The organism is Olleya aquimaris (assembly GCF_003259525.1).
Classification (GTDB): domain Bacteria; phylum Bacteroidota; class Bacteroidia; order Flavobacteriales; family Flavobacteriaceae; genus Olleya; species Olleya aquimaris.
In genome coordinates this window covers 312,847-334,065 of record NZ_QLLO01000003.1, presented here as the reverse complement: position 1 = coordinate 334,065, position 21,219 = coordinate 312,847, and the positions used below count along the sequence as shown (strand labels likewise).

The window sequence follows — 21,219 nt, the reverse complement described above, 5'->3', positions numbered from 1 at the left end:
CCGACAGAACTGTTGGTTCTCAAATTGTTCCAATCCCAACAACTTATGCAGGAGATACAGTAGAGCTATTTATGGCGTTTATTACTGCTGATGGTAGTCAAGTATCAAACAGTATTTATTTAGGCTCTGGAACAGCTAATTAATGCTTGGTGTTTTTGTTTGGAAACCGCTCTAATCGAGCGGTTTTTTTTATGCTATATTTGTTGCTCTATTTATTAATAGTTGTTGCTAATCTTCTCTTTTTATATGTTTTTTGTATGCTATTTGTTGCCCATATGCAGTATTACCAATGAATACAGGGTTAGTTATATATTGCATCGGGAAGTAGTATAGCTACTGTATAGTTTTTAAACTTTATTTAAATTAACCATACAAAGTTGTATATTGCTACATGCTTAATTGTAAACTTGATTTTTGGTTAAAACTCAGTAAACCCTTATTTTTTATAGGCTTGTTTATGAGTTTGCAAGGTGTGTTAGGGCAAGACTTACCACCAATACAATACTATTCTCCTAAACAATATAACGCAGAGAATCAAAATTGGGCAATTTCACAGAGTAACAATAAATACATTTATGTTGCTAACTCTAAAGGGCTTTTAGAGTTTAATGGTGCCGATTGGATGTTATATCCTTCTCCAAATCAAACGATTATTAGATCTGTAAAAGTTGTAGATAATAAGATTTATACAGGTAGTTATATGGAGTTTGGTTATTGGTCCAAATCTAACATAGGAGATTTACAATACACCTCACTTTCAGAAAAAATCAAAGACAGACTATTAGAAGATGAGCAATTTTGGAATATCACCAATTTAGACGATTGGTTGTTGTTTCAATCTTTAAATAGAATTTATATCTATAATTTAAAAACAGATACATTTAAAATTATAGATTCCGACGTTGGTATAATAAAAATGTTTAAAGTAGATAAAACAATTTATTATCAAGACATTTCAAAAGGCTTATTACAATTAGAAAACGGTGAATCTAAGACCATCATAGACGCATCCACTCTACAAAACAAAATTATTGCTGGAGTTTACCTTCTAAATTATAAATTGGTAATTATAACACAAGACCATGGAATATTTAGTTTAGATAATAATAACAAAATACAAGAGTGGTCAGAAAAATTAAACTCTAGACTAATTAATTATTCTGTGTATAGTAGTCGTCAGTTGGACGATGAGAGCTTACTGTTAGGAACTATATCTAATGGGATGCTTCAAATTTCTGCTACTGGTGAAATTATTCAACAAATTAGTCAAGCAGATGGTTTAGGAAATAATACTGTACTTTCTGTTTTTGAAGATATAGATAATAACCTCTGGTTAGCTCTAGATAATGGTATTAACTGTATTAATATTAACTCGCCATTTAGAATATTTAATGATGATAATGGTGTGTTAGGAACCGTATATAGTTCTGTTATTTTTAAGGACATTTTGTATTTAGGAACAAATCAGGGCTTGTTTTATAAGCATCAAGACGAAACAACGTTTAAGGCAGTTAAAAATATTAAAGGACAAGTCTGGAAATTAAAAATCTTAAAAAATCAATTGTTTTGTGGTCATAATTCTGGTACTTTTTTAATAAAAAACGATTTAGCAATTCAAATAGCAGATGTGGATGGGACTTGGGATTTGCTACCCATTAAAAACCATCCTAATTTATTGTTACAAGGCAATTATAATGGATTAAATATTTTAGAAAATAATAATGGTACTTGGCAATTTAGAAATAAAATTGAAGGTTTTGATAACTCATCTAGGTTTTTTGTTTTCTCTGATATTAATGAGATTTTAGTCAATCACGAGTATAAGGGAGTTTTTAAAATAAAGACAGATTCAGATTTTAAACAAGCTTTAAACGTATCTAAACTTAATGATTTAGAAAAAGGTCTTTTTTCTTCTTTAACAGAATATAATGATGCTATTTACTATGCTACAGAGCAAGGTGTTTTTAAAAAGCAAAAACAAGAGGATGTTTTTGTAAAAGATTCGGTTTTAAGTCAATTGTTTGAAAATCAAGGGTATTCTTCAGGAAAACTTATAACTAATAAAAACACCAACACCTTATGGATAGTGACCCAAAAGGGGATTAACTTCATCAGTCCAGGTAAACTTAGTAAAACGCCTAATATTTCCTTTATTGCGTTGCCAAATTCTTTAAGAGAGGGACTATCAGGTTACGAAAGTATTTTTAACATAAAACCAAATGTATATTTATTTGGTACTTCTAAAGGTTATATAACTTTAGATATTTCTAAAATTAATCCTAAATCATACACTGTTTACATTAATTCTATTAATAAATCTCCATTGCATACTACTAAGTCTTTGGTGGATCTTAATGACTCAAATACTTTTCTTAATAAAGAAAATAATTTAGAATTTAACTATAGTGTTGCTCAATTTGATAAGTATTTAGAAGCTGAATACTCTCATAAATTAGAAGGATTATATAATGATTGGAGCACTTGGAGCACGGAAGCCAGTGTGCTTTACAAAAACTTACCGTATGGTAATTACACCTTTAAGGTCAGGGCTAGAGTAGGTGGAGAGCTTGTTGATAATGAAGCTATTTATAATTTTGAAATTGCAAAACCATGGTACTTATCTAATGTAATGGTTGCAATCTACCTTTTGTCCGGATGTATCGCCTTTATACTTATAAACTATTTCTATAAGATTTATTACAGAAAACAAAAGGAAAAATTAGTTCAAAAATCCAATCGTGAATTAGAACTTAAAGATTTAGAGTCTAAACAACAACTAATGACTTTAAATAATGAAAAGTTAAGACAAGAAATTGAAAGTAAAAATAGAGAGTTAGCTATCTCTACAATGAGTTTAATTAAAAAGAATGAGTTTTTAAATACGATTAAAAGCGAATTAAATGATAAGGTTAAAGACTCAAATTTAAAATCGGTTATTAAAATTATAGATAAGAATATTAATAACAAAGACGATTGGAATTTGTTTGAAGAAGCCTTTAATAACGCAGACAAAGACTTTTTAAAGAAGGTCAAATCCAAGCATCCATCGCTAACATCCAACGATTTAAGATTATGTGCCTATCTAAGACTTAATTTATCCTCAAAAGAAATTGCTCCTTTACTAAATATATCTCCAAGAAGTGTAGAGGTAAAACGATATCGATTGCGTAAAAAGATGGAATTAGCTCATGATGTAAATTTAACAGATTATATCCTAAGTATTTAAAAACAATACATTTGTTAAATTAACCTATACATCACCACAACATTTCATAAATCTTCAAATTATAGACACTCAATAAACTAGTGGTTAATGCCAATTAAACTTAGGTATTGACAATCTTTTGTTCTTTTTTTTGCGATGTATGTTATTTGTAGCGGTTGTTTTTAGCAAATTGATAGAATTACTTAATAAATTTGATAAAAGCATAAAAACAGCTAAACATGAAAAAAACTCTTTTCTCTTTTTTGTTATTAATTTTTACTCTCTCTGCTACAGCGCAAGAGTATACTATAACAGGAAATGTAACTAGTGAACAAGATGGTTTGCCTATTCCAACTGTTAACATTATAGTTAAAAACACATCTAATGGAGTTACCACAGATTTTGATGGAAACTACTCCATCAATAATGTACCTCAAAATGCAACTCTAGTATTCTCTTATATAGGGTATACCACAAAAGAAGTTGTTGTAGCAAACGGTAATCCAATTAATGTAGCTTTATCAGAAGATGTCGAAGCTTTAGAAGAAGTAGTGGTAATTGGATATGGATCTCAGAAAAAGAAAGAAATTACAGGAGCTGTTTCTGTTGTTAGTTCTCAAACTTTAGACGAAATCAAACCTATTAAAGTAGAACAAGCTCTTCAAGGTACGGTTTCTGGGGTAAATGTTACTACTCAAGGTGGAGCACCTGGTGCTGGACTAGATATCCGTATTAGAGGTATTTCTACTAATGGAGCAAATGGACCATTAGTAATTATAGATGGTTATCAAGGTAGTTTGGATATTTTAAATCCTAATGATATAGACACGATTACTGTATTAAAAGATGCTCAAGCAGCAATTTATGGAACAGTAGGTGCCAATGGTGTTGTTTTAATTACCACTAAAAGTGGTAGAAAAAACCAAGCGCCTAAAGTCTCTTTTAATACCTATACAGGATTTCAAGAAACAACAAGAGAGTTACCTTTGCTTAATGCCACAGAGTATGCTTTATTATTAAATGAAGCGTATGCAGCAGGAGGGCAAAACTTACCTTATCCAAATGTGTCAGGATTGGGAGAAGGTACAGACTGGCAAGGAGAAGTTTTCAACAACAATGTGCCAATTATAAATCATGATTTTAGTGTATCTGGTGGATCAGAAAAAATAACTTATGCAATCAGTGGATCGCATTTATACCAACAAGGTATTATTGCACCAAAAAAGACAGATTTTAGACGTAATACTGCAAGATTATCTTTAGGTGCAGATATTAGCGATAAAATTAATGTAAAAGCAAATGTAATATATACGTACTTAGATAGAGATGCTATTAACGATAGTGGTTTAGGATCTGTATTATTTAATGCAATTAATACTCCTGCTACATTATCTGCGTTTGATGGCAATGGTAATTTTACTTTAGTACCAAGTACACCAGGATTAGGTATTGAAATTATAAACCCATTAGCACAAATTGACAATACGTTTAACGATTATGATTTAAGAAAATTAAATGGTACAGTAGCATTAGAATATGATGTTCTTAAAAATGTAAAATTAACCAGTAGAATTGGATTTAACACTAGTAATAGCGAAGGTAAAAGTTTTGCAAAGCAAGTAGATTACGGTGGAAAAGTATTTGATGTACCAAGAAGCAGTGTGTCGCAAAATGCAATTAATGATAACAATTATTCATTAGATATTTTCGGAACTTACAATAACACATTTGCTGATGCGCACAAGATAGATTTTACAGTTGGTACAACTGTTTTTAAAGAATTTGGTAATGGATTATTTGCAACTGGTTATGATGTTCCTAATAATTCTTGGGAATTTGCAGATATCGCTTTAGCAGAAGGAATCAGCGAATCAAGAGATGTTGGGTCGTATGCTTATGACGAAAGACGATTGTCTTTTTTCTCTCGTTTACAATATGACTACAAAGGAAAATATTTATTCTCTGCAATGTTAAGACGTGACTTATCTACAAAATTTGGTCCTAACAATCGTGTTGCGTATTTCCCGTCGGTTACTGCTGGTTGGGTTGTGTCAGACGAATCTTTTTTAGAAAATTCTAATACATTAAGCTTCTTAAAGTTAAGAGCTAGTTATGGTATTTTAGGAAACGACCAAATACCTAGTAATGGATTTTCTAGTTTATTAAGCGGAGAAGCAACTTATGTGTTTGATGGTGCTTTAGTAAATGGGCAAGCATTGGGTGTATTAGCTAATCCAGATTTACAATGGGAGGAAGCTAAAAAGTTTGATGTTGGTTTAGATTTAAGATTGCTAAATGATAAAGTAGATATCACAGCAGATTATTTTGTCAATACAAGAGACAACTTATTAATTTCTAATATATCTACTTCTGGTATTACAGGTACATCTGCTCCAGGTAGTGGTTCGCCAACAGTAAATGCTGGAAAGGTAGAAAACAAAGGATTAGAATTCGCCATAAACTATAAAGATCAGTTATCTGATAATTTAAAATTTAGCATTAATTACAACGTAACTTCATTAGAAAACAAAGTTTTAGAAGTTAATAACAGTACTGGATTTTTAGAAGGTGGCGGCTTTGGAGTTGGACAACCTGCACCATCTAGAATGGAGGTAGGACAACCTATTGGCTATTTTTATGGATTACAAACAGATGGAATTTTCCAAAATCAAGCAGAAGTTAATGCACATCCTTCGCAATCAGCTTTAGGTGCTACTGCAGCTCCTGGAGATATTAGATATGTAGATATTAATGGAGATGGAGTGATTAATTTTGATGATAGAACTAATATTGGAGATCCTATTCCAGATGTAACAATGGGACTTAACTTAAGTTTGGACTATAAAAATTTCGATTTTGTAGTATATACTTTTGCTTCGCTTGGTAATGATATGGTGCGTAATTACGAGCGTACATTATCTGATGCTAACAAATTGAATTATGTTTTAGATAGATGGACAGGAGAAGGGACTAGCACAACAGTACCAAGAGTAACTACTGGAGCTACAAGTAATAATGTATTCTCTGAGTATTTTGTAGAAGATGCTTCTTTTGTTAGAATTCAGAATCTACAATTAGGATATAGTTTGCCAGATCAGTTTACTGATAAAATGGGTATTTCTAAATTAAGAATTTACACAGCAGTTAATAACTTATACACATTTACAAAATATAAAGGTTATGATCCAGGTGCTTCTAATGGTGCACCAATTGGAGGAGGTATAGATGCAGGTTTCTACCCTATACCAAGAACATATATTTTAGGACTTAATCTTAACTTTTAATAATAAAGACTATGAAAAATATAAAATACTTAATAGCGTCTTTAGCTTTTTTAACTTCAATATCATGTACAGATGATTTTATTGATCGTGATACTGTATATTCAATTGATTCTGAAAATTACTTTAATTCAGAAAGTGACTATTACAATGCATTAATTGGTGCATATGACATGCTTCAATCAAGTTATGTTAACGTACTTCTAGGTGAAATTGCTTCAAATAATACCTTATGTGGTGGCGAAAGTGCAACAGACGTAATCGGTTTTCAGCAAATTGATGATATGATACATACACCTGTTAATAGTAATTTAAAGGACGTATGGAATTGGATGTTTGCAGGAGTAAACAGAGCAAACTACATTATGGAATTTCAGGATAAAACAAATTTCCCCGGAAAAGAAATTATTATTGCTGAAACACGTTTTTTAAGAGCCTATTATTACTTCGAGTTAGTAAAATGGTTTGGACCAGTGCCACTTAAAGAAACTCGTTTTGAATTAGGTGACGAAACTTCAATCCCAAGATCTCCTGTATCAGAAGTCTATGCTTTAATTGAAGCAGATTTACAATATGCAGTAGATAATTTAGATTATACAGCACCTCAAGTAGGTCGTGTTACTAAAGGAGCTGCACAAGCCTTATTAGGAAAAGCCTATTTATTTCAAGATAAATTTTCTGCAGCAGCGTCAATATTAGAAAACTTAATATTAAATGGACCTTACGATTTAGTTACAGATTACGATACTATTTTTGAAAATGAAGGTGAAAACGGAATAGAGTCTGTTTTTGAAGTACAGTACACAGATGTAGAAGGTGCTGGATTTGGATGTTTACAATGTAGTGAAGGTAATGTAGCAGTAGGATTTAGTGGAGTTAGAAATTATAACGGACCATTATTCACCTCTGGATTCAGTTTTAATGTGCCAACCCAAGATGTAGTTGACGAATTTGAAGCAGGTGATAACAGAAAAGATGTTGCAATTTTGGATATCGAAGCTTGGTCAGCATCAACAGGTGCTAGTTATGGTACAGGTTATGAACACACAGGATACTTTAATAGAAAATATTTACCACGTGTTAGAAGCTCGCAAGCTCAAGGAGATTTAAACCTTACTAACCCTAATAATTACAGAGCTATTCGTTTTGCAGATGTTTTATTAATGGCTGCAGAAGCGTTTAATAGAGGTGGTATCGACGATACAAAAGCTCAAAACTTTTTAAACAGAGTTAGAGAGCGCGCTTTTGGAAATACATCTAACAACGTGTCTTTAACAGGTACAGCACTTACCAACGCTATTTATCATGAGCGTCGTGTAGAATTAGTTGGAGAAGGTCATCACTTTTTTGACTTAGTGCGCACAGGTAGAGGTACTCAAATACCAGGATTTACACCTAATAAAAATGAATTATTCCCAATTCCAATTGAAGAGATTCAATTCTCAAACGGAAATTGGCAACAAAACCCAGGATATTAATTAAATAAAAAGAAAAATGAAGAATTTAAAGTACATCGTATCTACTCTTTTTGCTGCATTAGTAATTTTTGCTTGTGTGCAAGATGATGATAATACACCAAACACTGATGCTATTACAGCACCAGTAAATGTCTCTGCTTTAGTAACTGTAACGCAAGACAACACTGGATTAGTTACAATTACTCCCTTAGGAGAAGGTGTAGTTAGCTTTCAAGTAAATTATGGAGATGGTTCAGGTTTATCTGATGTTTTAAATCCAGGAGAAAGCACACAGCATGTTTATGAAGAAGGCACCTATAATGCCATCATTGTTGCTACTGGTTTAAATGGTAAAACAACTAGCGTTACTCAAGAAGTGGTAGTGTCTTTTTTAGCTCCTCAAAACTTAGTAGTTACTATAGAGAATGATAACACAATTTCTAAACAAGTAAATATTAATGCAGAAGCAGAATTTGCGTTGTATTATGAAGTTAACTTTGGAGATGGTAGCGAGGTAGTTATGACCAATTTTGATGAGCCATACAGCTATCAATACGCAGATGCAGGAGTTTATACTATTACAGTAACAGCTTTTAGTGCAGGAACAGAAACAACGGTTTATACCGAAGATTTTGAAGTGACTGCAATCTTACAACCAATAGCACCAGCTACAGTGCCTCCAGCAAGAGCACCAGGTGATGTGGTTTCTATTTATTCAAATGCATATACAAATATTGAAAATTCAGATTTTTATCCTAATTGGGGACAAACAACCACATTTGCTGAATTTGATTTAGGTGGAGATACTTCATTACAGTATAGTAACTTAAACTATCAAGGTATTCAGTATGGTGAAGCTGTAGATGTTTCTGCAATGGAATTTTTACATATTGATGTTTGGACTGCAGAAGATGCAGACTTACAAGTATTTCCTATTAGTTTGTCTTCAGGAGAGCAACAAGTAACTGTATCGTTAATCGCTAACCAATGGAACAGTTTTGATATTCCAATTTCAGACTATACAGATCAAGGATTATCTATGCATGATATCCATCAATTCAAATTTGTGGGTTCAGGTACAGTATTTATAGATAATTTATATTACTACAAAGAAGCAACAGCACCATCTAATTTAACTGGAACATGGAGATTAGCTTCAGAAGCAGGTGCTTTAGGTGTTGGACCAGCAGTAGGAGATACCTCTTGGTGGAACTGTGACGATGTTTGTGTAGCAGACAGAGCATGTTATTATGATGATACTTATGTATTTAATGCAGATGGTTCTTTTAGTAATGTTTTAGGAGCAGATAGTTGGATCGAAGGTTGGCAAGGCGGAAGTGATTCATGTGGTACACCTGTTGCACCTCATGATGGTTCTAATGCTGCAACCTACACGTTTAATCAAACAGCAGGAACGGTTACCTTAAACGGAACTGGAGCTTATTTAGGTTTAGCAAAAGCGAATAATCAAGGAGAGTTACCAAACGTAGCTGTTCCTAGCTCAATTACATACAATGTGTCATTTGTTGATGAAAATACAATGAATGTTAACATTGAATCTGGAGCAGGAGTATTTTGGCAATATAAATTAGTTAGAGATGGAGCAGCTCCATCACCATTAGCTGGTACTTGGCAAATGGCTAACGAAGCTGGTGCTTTAGGTGTTGGACCTGCAGCAGGAGACACATCATGGTGGAATTGTGATGATGTTTGTGTAGCAGATAGAGCTTGTTATTATGACGATACATATGTATTCGGAGCAGATGGTTCTTTTACCAATGTTCTAGGAGCAGATACTTGGGTCGAAGGATGGCAAGGTGGTTCAGACTCATGTGGTACTCCTGTAGCACCTCATGATGGTTCTGCATCAGCAACATATACATATGATTCAGGAGCAAATACAGTTACCATTAATGGTACAGGTGCTTATATCGGAATTCCTAAAGCTAATAATCAAGGCGAGCTACCAAACGTAGCAGTACCTTCTTCAATAACTTACAATGTAACATTTATAGATAGTAATACTATAAGTGTAAACATTGAAGCTGGAGCAGGAGTATTCTGGCAATATAAGCTAGTGAAGCTATAATCTATAAAATGAAAAAGATGAAAAATATTTTTAAAATAGTAAGCTTATTAGCTCTGACAGTGTTTTTTGTAAACTGTCAAGATGATGATGCTAGTTTTGGAGACATCGTAGCTCCAAGTAATTTAACCATCACAGCAGAAATTGTTGGAGCTGATGCTTCTAATCCTAATGGAGATGGAAGTGGATTAGTAGTTTTAAAAGCTACAGCTAACAACGCCATTTCTTATGATTTTGATTTTGGAGATGGTTTAAGTGAAGTGGTTCCTTCAGGAGAAGTGACACACAGATTTAGTCTAGTTGGTCTTAACACATATAATATTGTGGTTAATGCAATAGGTTCTGGTGGTAATAAAACTAGTGGATCAATCACTATAGAGGTTTTTAGTTCATTTGACGATTTAGAAGCAAAACAATTGCTAACAGGTGGATCTGGAAGCTCAAAAACATGGTATTGGGCAGCAGAAGAAATTGGGCACTTAGGTGTTGGTCCTGCAGATGGAAGTATTGGAGATGGATTTTGGTATCCACAATGGTATGCAGCACAACCGTTTGAAAAAGCTGGTTCTGCAGAGAGTGAATGTATCTATACAGATCAATTAATCTTTTCTCTTGATGCAAATAATCAATTAAGCTATCAATTAGATAATAATGGTCAAACCTATTTTAATGGTGCTTACGAGTCTGTAGTGGGTGGTTCAGCAGGATACGATTTCTGCTATGATTATGATACGTCTGGCACAAGTTTAGTGTCTCTTGCACCTACATCTGTAGATTGGAGCGTTGTACCTGATCCAGCATTTATGTCAAGAGGTACAGTCATGAATTTTTCAGATGGTAACTTTATGGGTTACTATGTTGGGACCTCAAGCTACGAAATTATAGAACTTACAGAGTCTATTATGAGAGTAAGATGTATTGACTTAAATAACCCTATTTTAGCTTGGTATCATACATTTACAACACAAGAGCCTTCTCAAGGTTTAGAGACTATTTATACTAATTTAGTGTGGTCTGACGAGTTTGATACAGATGGTGCGCCAAACCCAGCAAATTGGACCTACGATTTAGGTGCTAATGGATGGGGAAATCAAGAAGTACAAAATTATACTAACAATCTTGAAAACGCAGAAGTCGCTAACGGTATGCTAAAAATTACTGCCAAAGCAGCTGGTAGTGGGTATACATCTGCACGTCTTAAATCTGAAGGATTGTATGAGTTTACTTATGGTCGTGTAGAGGTTAGAGCTAAACTTCCAACAGGAGGTGGAACTTGGCCTGCCATTTGGATGTTAGGAGCAGATTACCAAACTAACACTTGGCCAGCTTGTGGTGAAATAGACATCATGGAACATGTTGGTAACAACCAAAATACTATTTACGGAACATTACACTATCCTGAAGCTTTTGGTGGTAATGCAGATGGTAGTGAAACTATCGTAGATACTGCTTCTACCGAGTTTCATAATTATACAGTAGAGTGGACACCAGACGTAATTAAAATAGTTGTTGATGATATGGTTTATCACACATTTGCAAATACATCTGCAACTCCTTTTAATAACGACTTTTTCTTAATCCTAAACATAGCAATGGGTGGAACTTTTGGAGGAAATATAGATCCTGCATTTACAGAATCATCTATGGAAATTGACTATGTAAGAGTATATCAATAAATGAATATAATTAAGTATTATATATTAGTCCTAGCTGGTCTTCTCATTATTTCGTGTAAAACAAATAATGAGAACGACTTAGCTTTAAATGACATTAAAACATCTAAAACCTTATCTATTGAAGACAAAGTTGATGCTTTATTAGCAAAAATGACTTTAGAAGAAAAGATAGGGCAAATGAATCAATATAATGGGTTTTGGGACGTCACAGGACCAGTGCCAAAAGATGGTGATCAGGCAAAAAAATACGACCATCTTCGTAAAGGTTATGTTGGATCCATGCTTAATGTTAGAGGAGTAAAAGATGTAAAAGCAGTTCAAAAGATTGCTGTAGAAGAAACACGTCTTGGTATTCCTTTAATTATTGGCTTTGATGTAATTCATGGTTATGAGACCTTAACTCCTATACCTCTTGCCGAATCTGCGAGTTGGGATTTAGAAGCTATTAAAAACTCTGCTGAAATGGCTGCAAAAGAGTCTTCTGCTGCTGGAATAAACTGGACATTTGCACCTATGGTTGACATCTCAAGGGATGCACGATGGGGACGTGTTATGGAAGGTGCTGGAGAAGATACGTATTTAGGTTCTAAAATAGCAGTTGCTAGAGTTAATGGGTTTCAAGGGGAAGACTTATCCGCTCACCATTCCATTGCTGCTTGTGCAAAACATTTTGCTGCTTATGGATTTGCAGAGTCTGGACGTGATTATAATACTGCAGATGTCGGTACTTCAACATTAAACAATATTATTCTACCTCCTTTTAAAGCAGCTAAAGAGGCTAACGTTAGAACGTTTATGAACTCTTTTAACGAATTAAACGGAATTCCTGCAACAGGAGATAAATACTTACAACGTGATATTTTAAAAGGTCAATGGGGTTTTGACGGATTTGTTGTATCGGATTGGGGATCAATTACAGAAATGATTGCTCACGGTCACGCAAAAGACGGTAAACACGCAGCAGAAATAGCAGCTAATGCTGGTTCTGATATGGATATGGAATCGTATTTATATGTCGAAGAATTAGCAGGTTTAGTTAAAGAAGGTAAAGTAGATGAAAAACTTATTGATGATGCTGCAAGACGCATATTAAGAGTAAAATTTGAATTAGGATTATTTGATGATCCTTACAAATACTTAGATGAAGCTCGTGAAAAAGAAGTTATTGGTAGTCAAGAAATCCATGATGCAGCTTTAGATATGGCTAAAAAATCTATTGTACTTCTTAAAAACGAAAATAATCTATTACCATTAAAAAAAGAAGGTCAAAAAATTGCATTAATTGGTGCTTTAGCTGCAGATAAAACTAGTCCACTTGGAAGTTGGCGTATTGCTGCAAAAGATAATACAGCAGTCTCAGTTTTAGAAGGATTAAATCAATATACTGGTAATACAGTAACTTATACCAAAGGAGCTGATGTTTCAATTGGAAAAGAGGAGTTTGCTTTTGAAATTAAAGTCAATACTACAGATAAAAGCGGTTTCAGTAAAGCTATCCAAACAGCTAAACAAGCAGATGTTGTTGTTATGGTTTTAGGAGAGCATGGATTTATGAGTGGAGAAGGTAGAAGTAGAACAGATTTAGGTCTACCAGGAGTACAACAAGAGTTGTTAGAAGCAGTATATAAAGTTAATAAAAACATAGTTTTAGTATTAAATAATGGACGACCATTAACTATAACTTGGGCAGACAAAAATATTCCTGCAATTGTTGAAGCTTGGCAATTAGGTACTCAAAGTGGGCATGCAATCGCGCAAGTTTTATACGGAGATTATAACCCTAGCGGAAAATTACCAATGACGTTTCCTAGAAACGTAGGACAAGTTCCAATTTACTATAACTACAAAAATACAGGTAGACCAGTTTTACCTGGAGAAGACGTTGTATTCTGGTCTCATTTTCAGGATGAAAAAAACGACCCTTTATACGTGTTTGGTCATGGATTAAGTTATACAAGTTTTGATTATTCTAATTTAAAAGTTGATAATACGTTTTCTAACAACAATACAGTAACAGTGTCTGTAGACTTAACCAATTCTGGAAAAGTTAAAGGAAAAGAAGTCGTTCAGTTATATATCAGAGACTTATATGCAAGTGTTACTAGACCAGTAAAAGAATTAAAAGGCTTTGAGTTAGTAGAATTAGAGCCAGGAGAAACTAAAAAAATTCAATTAACTCTAACTAAAGATGAACTAGGATTTTTCAATAATCAAGGAGAATTTATAGTTGAGGACGGAGACTTTGAAGTTTATATAGGCGGAAGCTCTAAAACAACATTACAAGATAAATTTACTTTATAATGAAACCAATAGTTCTTTTTTTATCTGTATTTACTTTATTATCCTGCGGTAATAAAGAAGATAAAAAAGAATTTTATTTTGAAGATAATTTTGATGGTGTAGAATTAAACCAAGACTATTGGAATTACGAGTTAGGTGATGGCTGCCCAAACTTATGTGGTTGGGGAAATAACGAAAGGCAAATCTACACTAAAGAGAATGTTAGTCTTTTACATGGCAATTTAGTAATCAAAGCTACAAAAGACAGTACTAATTACTACTCTGGTAGAATCACTACTAAAAATAAAATCGAGTTTCAATACGGAACCATTGAAGTCAAAGCAAAATTGCCACAAGGAGCAGGCTTATGGCCAGCAATTTGGATGCTAGGAAATGATATTGACACTAATACTTGGCCTGCATGTGGAGAAATTGATATTATGGAATATGTTGGCAAAGCTCCTCATCAAATTCATACTACCTTACATACTCCAGATAGTTACGGACAATCAATAAACACAAAAATAACTACCATAAAAAATATTGAAGATGGGTTTCATTTGTATAAAACCAATTGGACTAAAGATGCTATTTCATTTTATATCGATGATACTTTAGTATACACATTTTCACCAGAAATAAAAAATGATAAAACGTGGCCTTTTGATAAGCCATTTTATATCATTTTAAACCTAGCAATAGGTGGTAATTTTGGAGGTCCAGAAGTGGACGATTCCATATTCCCTCAAGAGTTTATCATTGATTACGTAAAAGTATCAAGCTCTGATTAATTAATTCATTTAAAAACTATTTATTATGAAAAAAATTACTTATTTATTTTTATTGATTACTTCAGTCTTATCGGCTCAAGTAAATTTACAAGATTTTGAGGCTGCTCAAAATGTTGCAGCACAAGATATCTATGGAGGATTCGGTGCTGGATTAACAGCTACTTTAGATGCAGCTCCAGATAATGCTGCTAATCAAGTTGGAAAAATAGAAACTACTGCTAGTGGTGACTTCTGGAAAGGAATTTTTGTTAGACCTCAAACTAACTATATGGATCTAACAACAACAAAAACAGTATCTGTTAACGTATATTCTATGACTGGAATATATCTAAAAGGAAAAATTCAAGCAGGTCAAAGTGGTCAAGCAGATATAGAATTACCAACATCTGAAGCACATACTGGTTCGGGTTGGGAAACTTTAACATTTACATTTACTGCAGCAACTGGTGAGTGGAACGAATTTGTATTATATGCAAATGTTGATAGTTCAGGTAATTTTGTTAATCCACCAACACAAGGAATAACTGTATATATTGATAATGTAACAGCTGTAGAGGGTTCTGCTATACCAGCAGCTCCTACAGGTCCAAATGTTATAAATGTAGATCCTACTGCTGCTTGGGTTGGTTATGCCAATTGGTTTGAATTACCATCTAATGGTGGCGGTTTTGCAGGTGGAGGAGTATGGGGAGTTCCGGATCTTAAAACGGAATTAAATACAACAAACATTACATTAAAACCTAATTTTAATACGTGGGAAGAAAATCCTGCAGATGATTATTGGACTACAGGAGGTGTAGGAACATCTGTTGCAAATAAAATATTTGAAGCTAACACTTATATTGAAGATCCTGCTCTTAATGGAAACGATTTAACGTTTTTTGGAAATATTTCAAGTGCTGATATACCTTCTGGATATACTGTAACTGCTTTTATTAAAGGTTTAAACCCTAGTACTGGGTACTCTGATGATGTAGGTGCAAGTGTATCAATAACTTCAACTGGAGATTTTTCTGTTTCTGCGACAGCAGCACAATTAGCACCTGGATTAATTATTCAATACGGGTTTCAGGTAGTTGGTCCAATTGCAGACCCTACTACTGAAAATGCTAGACAACAAGCAATAGGAGGAATAGTAGTAGTTCCTGCAACTCTAAGTACTGAAGATTTTATTACAACAGATTTTAATATTTATCCAAATCCAACAAAAAACAATTGGAATGTTAAAGCAACTCAATTAGTGAAAACTGTTGAAGTATATGACGTTTTAGGAAAATTAGTTGTTGTAAAAGATGTAAATAGTTCAGAATTTGTTATTGAAACAGCTACATTAAACATAGGATTATATTTTGCTAAACTTAGTTCTGAAAACGGATCAAAAACCGTTAAATTAATTAAAGAGTAATTATTACTAATAACTAACTAAATTGTAAAAGCCACATATGCCTATGCAATGTGGCTTTTTTTTTTTTTTCACTCTAATACCTAGAAACTATGAAAAACATTACACTTTTATGTGCATTATTAATCAGTAGCTTAGGTTATGCTCAAATATTCCCAATTGACTTTTCAGACCCTTTAGATGATATGGTTGCGGACGACTGTACGTTTACCTTAACAACAGATGCAGGAGACGATGTTGGTTCTATAACTGGTAGTGGTGCTTTGTATGACAATGTACAGTTAGCATTGGCAGAAAATATAGACCTATCTGATGATTTTAATAATACAATCACTTTTCGTATTAAACCAGCAGCAGACTATGGTACACGTACACATTTACTAAAATTTGAAAATGGTACTGCACCTAATACAGAATTAGGATTTACAACTTCTGGTACAGCTTGGATAGATATTAGTTTAGATTTTCCATCAGGTTTAGGAAATTATGGCTTAATGGTTCTATTTACAGATTTTAATAATTCAGATATTGGGACGTACTTAATAGATGATTTTGCAGGCGGAATTAATGTCGCTCCACCACCACCTCCAGCTGCGATTTTTCCTATAGATTTTGAAACTACAGACGATACGTTTAATTGCTTTGATTGCGGTTTTACTTTAACAACAGATGCAGGAGATAACGTTGGACAAATTGCAGGAGGAGGACTTCCATTTGATACTGCTCAATTAAATTTAGCAGAAAATTTAGACTTATCGGATGATACTAATAACACGATTACCTTTAGAATTAAACCAGTTGCAGATTATGGTGCACGAACACATTTGCTAAAATTTGAAGGTGGATCTGGAGCTAATCCAACCACAGAGTTGTCGTTTACAACTACAGGAACAGATTGGCAAATTATTAGTTTAGATTATCCTTCAGGATTAAGTAACTATGATTTAATGGTGTTTTTTCCAGATTTTAATAATACAGATGTCGGTACGTATTTAGTCGATGATTTTGCAGGAGGCACTAATATTACTCCGGTTGCAGACCCAGAGCCTGCACCATTACCAAATTCTCCAGATAACGAAACATATAGTATTTACAATGATACCAATAACTATTCGACCAATTTTCCATTTGTTTATGATTTTGGAACCATTGGAGGTGAACCAGATTTAGACCTTGGATCTAATGTCAATAAAGCTCTAAAATTTGACTTTTCTTTTGCAGGATATGGGCAAGGAGAAGGTGGTCCAGATGATGTTTCTATATATGATTATGTTCATTTTATGTATTGGGCAGCTCCTGGTGTTCCTGGTTTTCAGTTTAGACTAATTAGTAATAATGGTGCTGTTTTAGAATACACTTATGAGATTGGTACTGACGAACCAATTGTTACAGGCGCCTGGACTTTAGTTACTATTCCAATGTCATATTTTACTAATTTAGGATTTTCTAGCACACATTTATACCAATGGAAATTTGAGGCATTTATGCAAGTTGTGACACCACAAGGCACTGTGTTTGTAGATAATATTCTAATGACACAAAACCCATTATCTGTAGATGAGTTTGAGGTTAACACTATTAAAGCGTATCCTAATCCAACTATTAATAATTGGACCGTTAAAACAAAGCAGATTGTAAAAACTGTGGAAGTATTTGATGTTTTAGGAAAATCAGTTTTTATAAAAGATGTTAATAGTACAGACTTTACCATTGAAACTGTAAACTTAAATTCTGGATTATATTTTGCTAAACTTAGCAATAATAATTCCTCAAGTACAATAAAACTTATAAAAGAATAATAGTATAGTTATTCATTTAAATACAAAAAGGATGCAATGTATTGCATCCTTTTTTTTATTGTAAGTCAGTTTATTTTTATTCTATTCTATTCGCATTAATCCTTGCTCATCTTCAATTTTAATTTGCTTTCCAGATGTACTTATTAAGCCTTCTTTTTTAAATAAAGATAAAATCCTAATAGCACTTTCTGTTGCAGTCCCTACAATACTAGCAAAATCTTCTCTGGATAAAGTTATATTTAAAAAACCGTTAGCATCATGTCCAAACTTTTTTGAGATGTAAATTAAGGTTTCAGCCATACGTTGTTTTACAGTTTTTTGAGCCATATCTACAACTGTATCGTCTGCATCTCTTAAATCTTGAGCCATTTTTTTTAATACATCCATAGAAAAATTAGAATTTTTCTGTAAATCGTTTAAAATCTCTTGCTTAGGTATAAAACAAATTTGCATGTCATTGATAGCTACAGCACTAAGATTTGCTGTTTCTCCACTTACTAAAGAGCGTTGTCCCATCATGCCACCTTTTACTACAAGTTTTACCACTTGATCCTTACCATTTTCGCTGAGTTTACTCATTTTGCAAACACCGTCTCTAACACAATAAATACCATTAAGGGTGTCACCTTCTTTAAAAATGACCTCACCTTTTTTTATGATTTTACCTGTTTTGCAGGCAGAAACACGCATTAATTCTTCTCTTGTTAGGGTTTTCAAACTATTGAATTGCCTAACAATGCATTGTTCACATTTACTCATACCTAAATTATAAAATAGTGATACATCAAATGTATACATTATATGACAAATATCATAAAATAGAACAAGCATAATTGTAACCTTTGTTACAGGTAAATGAGCAAATTTTTATGGAGAAAAAAGCATGTTATCATTGTGGAGATAATTGTACAGATACAACAATAGTTTTAGAAGATAAAACCTTTTGTTGTAATGGTTGTAAAACGGTTTTCGAGATATTGTCAGAAAGCGATTTAACGTGTTATTATGACTTACAAGCTTCTCCAGGAGCTATTCCAAAAGAGATTGAAGGTAAATACGATTTTTTGTCTCAGCAAAAAATAATAGATAAGTTAGTCGAGTTTGATGATGGTAACACACAAATTGTTACGCTTTATATTCCGCATATCCATTGTAGTTCTTGTATTTGGATTTTAGAGAATCTAAACAAACTAAATCCAGCAATTACATTGTCTCAAGTCAATTTTGGAAAAAAAACAGTCCGTGTTTCCTATAATTCACAATCGTTTTCACTTAAAGCATTAGTAATAATGTTAAGCTCTGTAGGGTATGAACCTTACATAAGCTTAGAAGATTATAAAACAGGTCAAGAAAATGTTAACCGAAGCTTAATTTATAAGCTTGGAGTCGCTGGTTTTGCTTTTGGTAACGTGATGTTTTTATCGTTTCCAGAGTATTTTGAGGTTAACGAGTTTTGGTTGGACCAATACAAACATTTGTTTAGATGGATAATGTTTAGCTTTTCGCTTCCTGTTGTGTTTTATGCAGCACAAGACTATTTTGTTTCGGCTTATAAAGCCATAAAAACAAAAATTTTAAATATAGATATTCCAATAGCTTTAGGAATAATTGTATTGTTTTTAAGAAGTACAGCCGAAATTATTTTTGACCTTGGTTCTGGCTTTTTTGATAGTTTAACGGGTTTAGTATTCTTTTTGTTGTTAGGAAAGTTTTTTCAGCAAAAAACCTACTCGTTTTTATCCTTTGAGCGCGATTATAAATCGTATTTCCCAATAGCAGTCACTAAAATTTTTAATAATGAAGAAGTGCCTGTTCAAGTCTATGATATAGAAAAAGGCGATAGACTTTTAATAAGAAATCAAGAGTTAATTCCTGTTGACGGAATTTTGATTAACGGAAGAGCAAAAATTGATTATAGTTTTGTGACTGGCGAGTCCGAAACTGTGACTAAACAATCTGGAGACAAGCTATTTGCAGGCGGTAAGCAAACTTCTGGTGTGATAGAGATGGAAGCAATCAAATCTGTAGAACAAAGTTATTTAACACAACTATGGAGCAATGATGTGTTTAGCAAAAATAAAGAAGATGGGTTTACAACTTTAACTAATGCTATTAGTAAGCGTTTTACCATAGCAGTACTAACCATTGCTTTTGTGGCTACAGCCTTCTGGTTATATACAGACGCTAGCAAAGCTTTAAATGTGTTTACTGCAGTACTTATTATTGCCTGTCCTTGTGCAATAGCTTTAGCAGCACCATTTACTTTTGGAAACTTACTACGCATCTTTGGAAAGCAAAAATTTTATTTAAAAAATGCTTCTGTAATAGAACAATTAGCGCACATAAACACTATAATTTTTGATAAAACAGGTACTATAACTTCTAATAAAAAAAGTGATGCAAAATATGAAGGTTTGCCACTAAGTCCAAACGAAGAAGTGTTGTTAAAAAACACGCTTAGAGGCTCTAACCATCCATTAAGCAGAAGTTTATATGATATTTTAGAAGAGAACAATATCATATCATTAGATTATTTTGAAGAGTATTTAGGACAAGGTATCGAAGCCTCTCACAACACTCAAAACATCAAAATTGGTTCAGCACAATTTGTAGGACATCAAACTGAAACAGAAGTATTAAATACCTCTGTATATATTAGTGCAAATAATACTTATAAAGGAAAATTCACTTTTTATAATAGCTACAGAAAAGGCTTGTCAAAATTGTTTAATAAACTAAAAAAACACTACGATTTAGTTATCCTATCTGGAGATAATGAAGGCGAATTAGAAAATCTAAAAAAACTACTACCTGTAAGAACAAAACTGTTGTTTAACCAAAAACCAGATGATAAGTTAGAGTACATTAAATATCATCAATCTGAAGGAGCAAAAGTATTGATGGTTGGAGATGGTTTAAATGATGCAGGAGCATTAGCACAAAGTCATGTAGGTATAGCTATTTCAGAAAATGTGAATGTGTTTTCACCTGCTTGTGATGCTATTTTAGATGCTACAAAATTCAACAAGCTTTATCATTATATCAAAGCATCTAAAAGCGGAATTAAGATTGTAAAATGGAGTTTTATTCTCTCGTTATTTTACAATGTTATTGGGCTTTATTTTGCTGTTACTGGTCAGTTAGCGCCAGTTATAGCAGCTATTTTGATGCCTTTAAGTTCTATTAGTATTGTGGTGTTTACTACAGTAGCCACAAATATTGTGGGAAGAAAATTAAAATAA

At 33.1% G+C, this 21,219-nt stretch carries 12 protein-coding genes; 11 read left to right on the top strand and 1 reads right to left on the bottom strand.

Annotated elements, in window-relative coordinates; genetic code table 11:
- From LY08_RS13630 to LY08_RS06350, 10 genes are all read left to right on the top strand, one after another.
- The coding region (locus tag LY08_RS13630) for a DUF6266 family protein (RefSeq protein ID WP_262510024.1) at positions 1-143 on the top strand (143 nt) is incomplete at its 5' end.
- A gap of 314 nt (positions 144-457) precedes the next feature.
- Positions 458-3,226, top strand: coding sequence for a helix-turn-helix and ligand-binding sensor domain-containing protein (locus tag LY08_RS06390; protein WP_111659615.1), 2,769 nt, complete (start codon positions 458-460; stop codon positions 3,224-3,226).
- A 218-nt stretch (positions 3,227-3,444) separates the two neighbouring features.
- On the top strand, positions 3,445-6,489 hold the full coding sequence (locus tag LY08_RS06385) for a SusC/RagA family TonB-linked outer membrane protein (protein WP_111659614.1): 3,045 nt from the start codon (positions 3,445-3,447) through the stop codon (positions 6,487-6,489).
- A 2-nt stretch (positions 6,490-6,491) separates the two neighbouring features.
- Positions 6,492-7,964: a RagB/SusD family nutrient uptake outer membrane protein gene (locus LY08_RS06380; RefSeq protein ID WP_245907560.1), complete on the top strand. Its 1,473-nt coding sequence runs from the start codon at positions 6,492-6,494 to the stop codon at positions 7,962-7,964.
- 16 nt (positions 7,965-7,980) lie between these two features.
- Positions 7,981-10,032, top strand: a complete 2,052-nt coding sequence (locus LY08_RS06375; protein ID WP_111659612.1) for a hypothetical protein — start codon at positions 7,981-7,983, stop codon at positions 10,030-10,032.
- Positions 10,033-10,049: 17 nt separating this feature from the next.
- Positions 10,050-11,705, top strand: coding sequence for a family 16 glycosylhydrolase (locus tag LY08_RS06370; protein ID WP_317046877.1), 1,656 nt, complete (start codon positions 10,050-10,052; stop codon positions 11,703-11,705).
- A complete protein-coding gene (gene bglX, locus LY08_RS06365) occupies positions 11,706-14,006 on the top strand; it encodes a beta-glucosidase BglX (RefSeq protein WP_111659610.1) in 2,301 nt (766 codons plus the stop codon). It abuts the gene before it with no gap.
- A complete protein-coding gene (locus LY08_RS06360; RefSeq protein ID WP_111659609.1) occupies positions 14,006-14,776 on the top strand; it encodes a glycoside hydrolase family 16 protein in 771 nt (256 codons plus the stop codon). Before bglX ends, LY08_RS06360 begins: the two co-directional genes overlap by 1 nt.
- Positions 14,777-14,801: 25 nt before the next feature.
- Positions 14,802-16,181 (top strand): T9SS type A sorting domain-containing protein, encoded by a 1,380-nt coding sequence (locus LY08_RS06355; protein ID WP_111659608.1) that lies wholly within the window; start codon positions 14,802-14,804, stop codon positions 16,179-16,181.
- A gap of 89 nt (positions 16,182-16,270) precedes the next feature.
- A complete protein-coding gene (locus LY08_RS06350) occupies positions 16,271-17,977 on the top strand; it encodes a T9SS type A sorting domain-containing protein (protein ID WP_111659607.1) in 1,707 nt (568 codons plus the stop codon).
- A gap of 81 nt (positions 17,978-18,058) precedes the next feature.
- Here the strand turns inward: LY08_RS06350 and LY08_RS06345 are convergent, their stop codons facing one another.
- Positions 18,059-18,736, bottom strand: coding sequence for a Crp/Fnr family transcriptional regulator (locus LY08_RS06345; RefSeq protein WP_111659625.1), 678 nt, complete (start codon positions 18,734-18,736; stop codon positions 18,059-18,061).
- Positions 18,737-18,846: 110 nt separating this feature from the next.
- On the opposite strand from LY08_RS06345, the gene LY08_RS06340 reads away from it, so the two are divergent.
- A complete protein-coding gene (locus LY08_RS06340; RefSeq protein ID WP_111659606.1) occupies positions 18,847-21,219 on the top strand; it encodes a heavy metal translocating P-type ATPase in 2,373 nt (790 codons plus the stop codon).

Coding starts and splice junctions, on each gene's coding strand:
- LY08_RS06360 (WP_111659609.1), top strand. CDS start 14,006: ATGAAACCAATAGTTCTTTTTTTATCTGTATTTACTTTATTATCCTGC.
- LY08_RS06375 (WP_111659612.1), top strand. CDS start 7,981: ATGAAGAATTTAAAGTACATCGTATCTACTCTTTTTGCTGCATTAGTA.
- LY08_RS06370 (WP_317046877.1), top strand. CDS start 10,050: ATGAAAAATATTTTTAAAATAGTAAGCTTATTAGCTCTGACAGTGTTT.
- LY08_RS06355 (WP_111659608.1), top strand. CDS start 14,802: ATGAAAAAAATTACTTATTTATTTTTATTGATTACTTCAGTCTTATCG.
- LY08_RS06390 (WP_111659615.1), top strand. CDS start 458: ATGAGTTTGCAAGGTGTGTTAGGGCAAGACTTACCACCAATACAATAC.
- bglX (WP_111659610.1), top strand. CDS start 11,706: ATGAATATAATTAAGTATTATATATTAGTCCTAGCTGGTCTTCTCATT.
- LY08_RS06350 (WP_111659607.1), top strand. CDS start 16,271: ATGAAAAACATTACACTTTTATGTGCATTATTAATCAGTAGCTTAGGT.
- LY08_RS06345 (WP_111659625.1), bottom strand. CDS start 18,736: ATGAGTAAATGTGAACAATGCATTGTTAGGCAATTCAATAGTTTGAAA.
- LY08_RS06340 (WP_111659606.1), top strand. CDS start 18,847: ATGGAGAAAAAAGCATGTTATCATTGTGGAGATAATTGTACAGATACA.
- LY08_RS06385 (WP_111659614.1), top strand. CDS start 3,445: ATGAAAAAAACTCTTTTCTCTTTTTTGTTATTAATTTTTACTCTCTCT.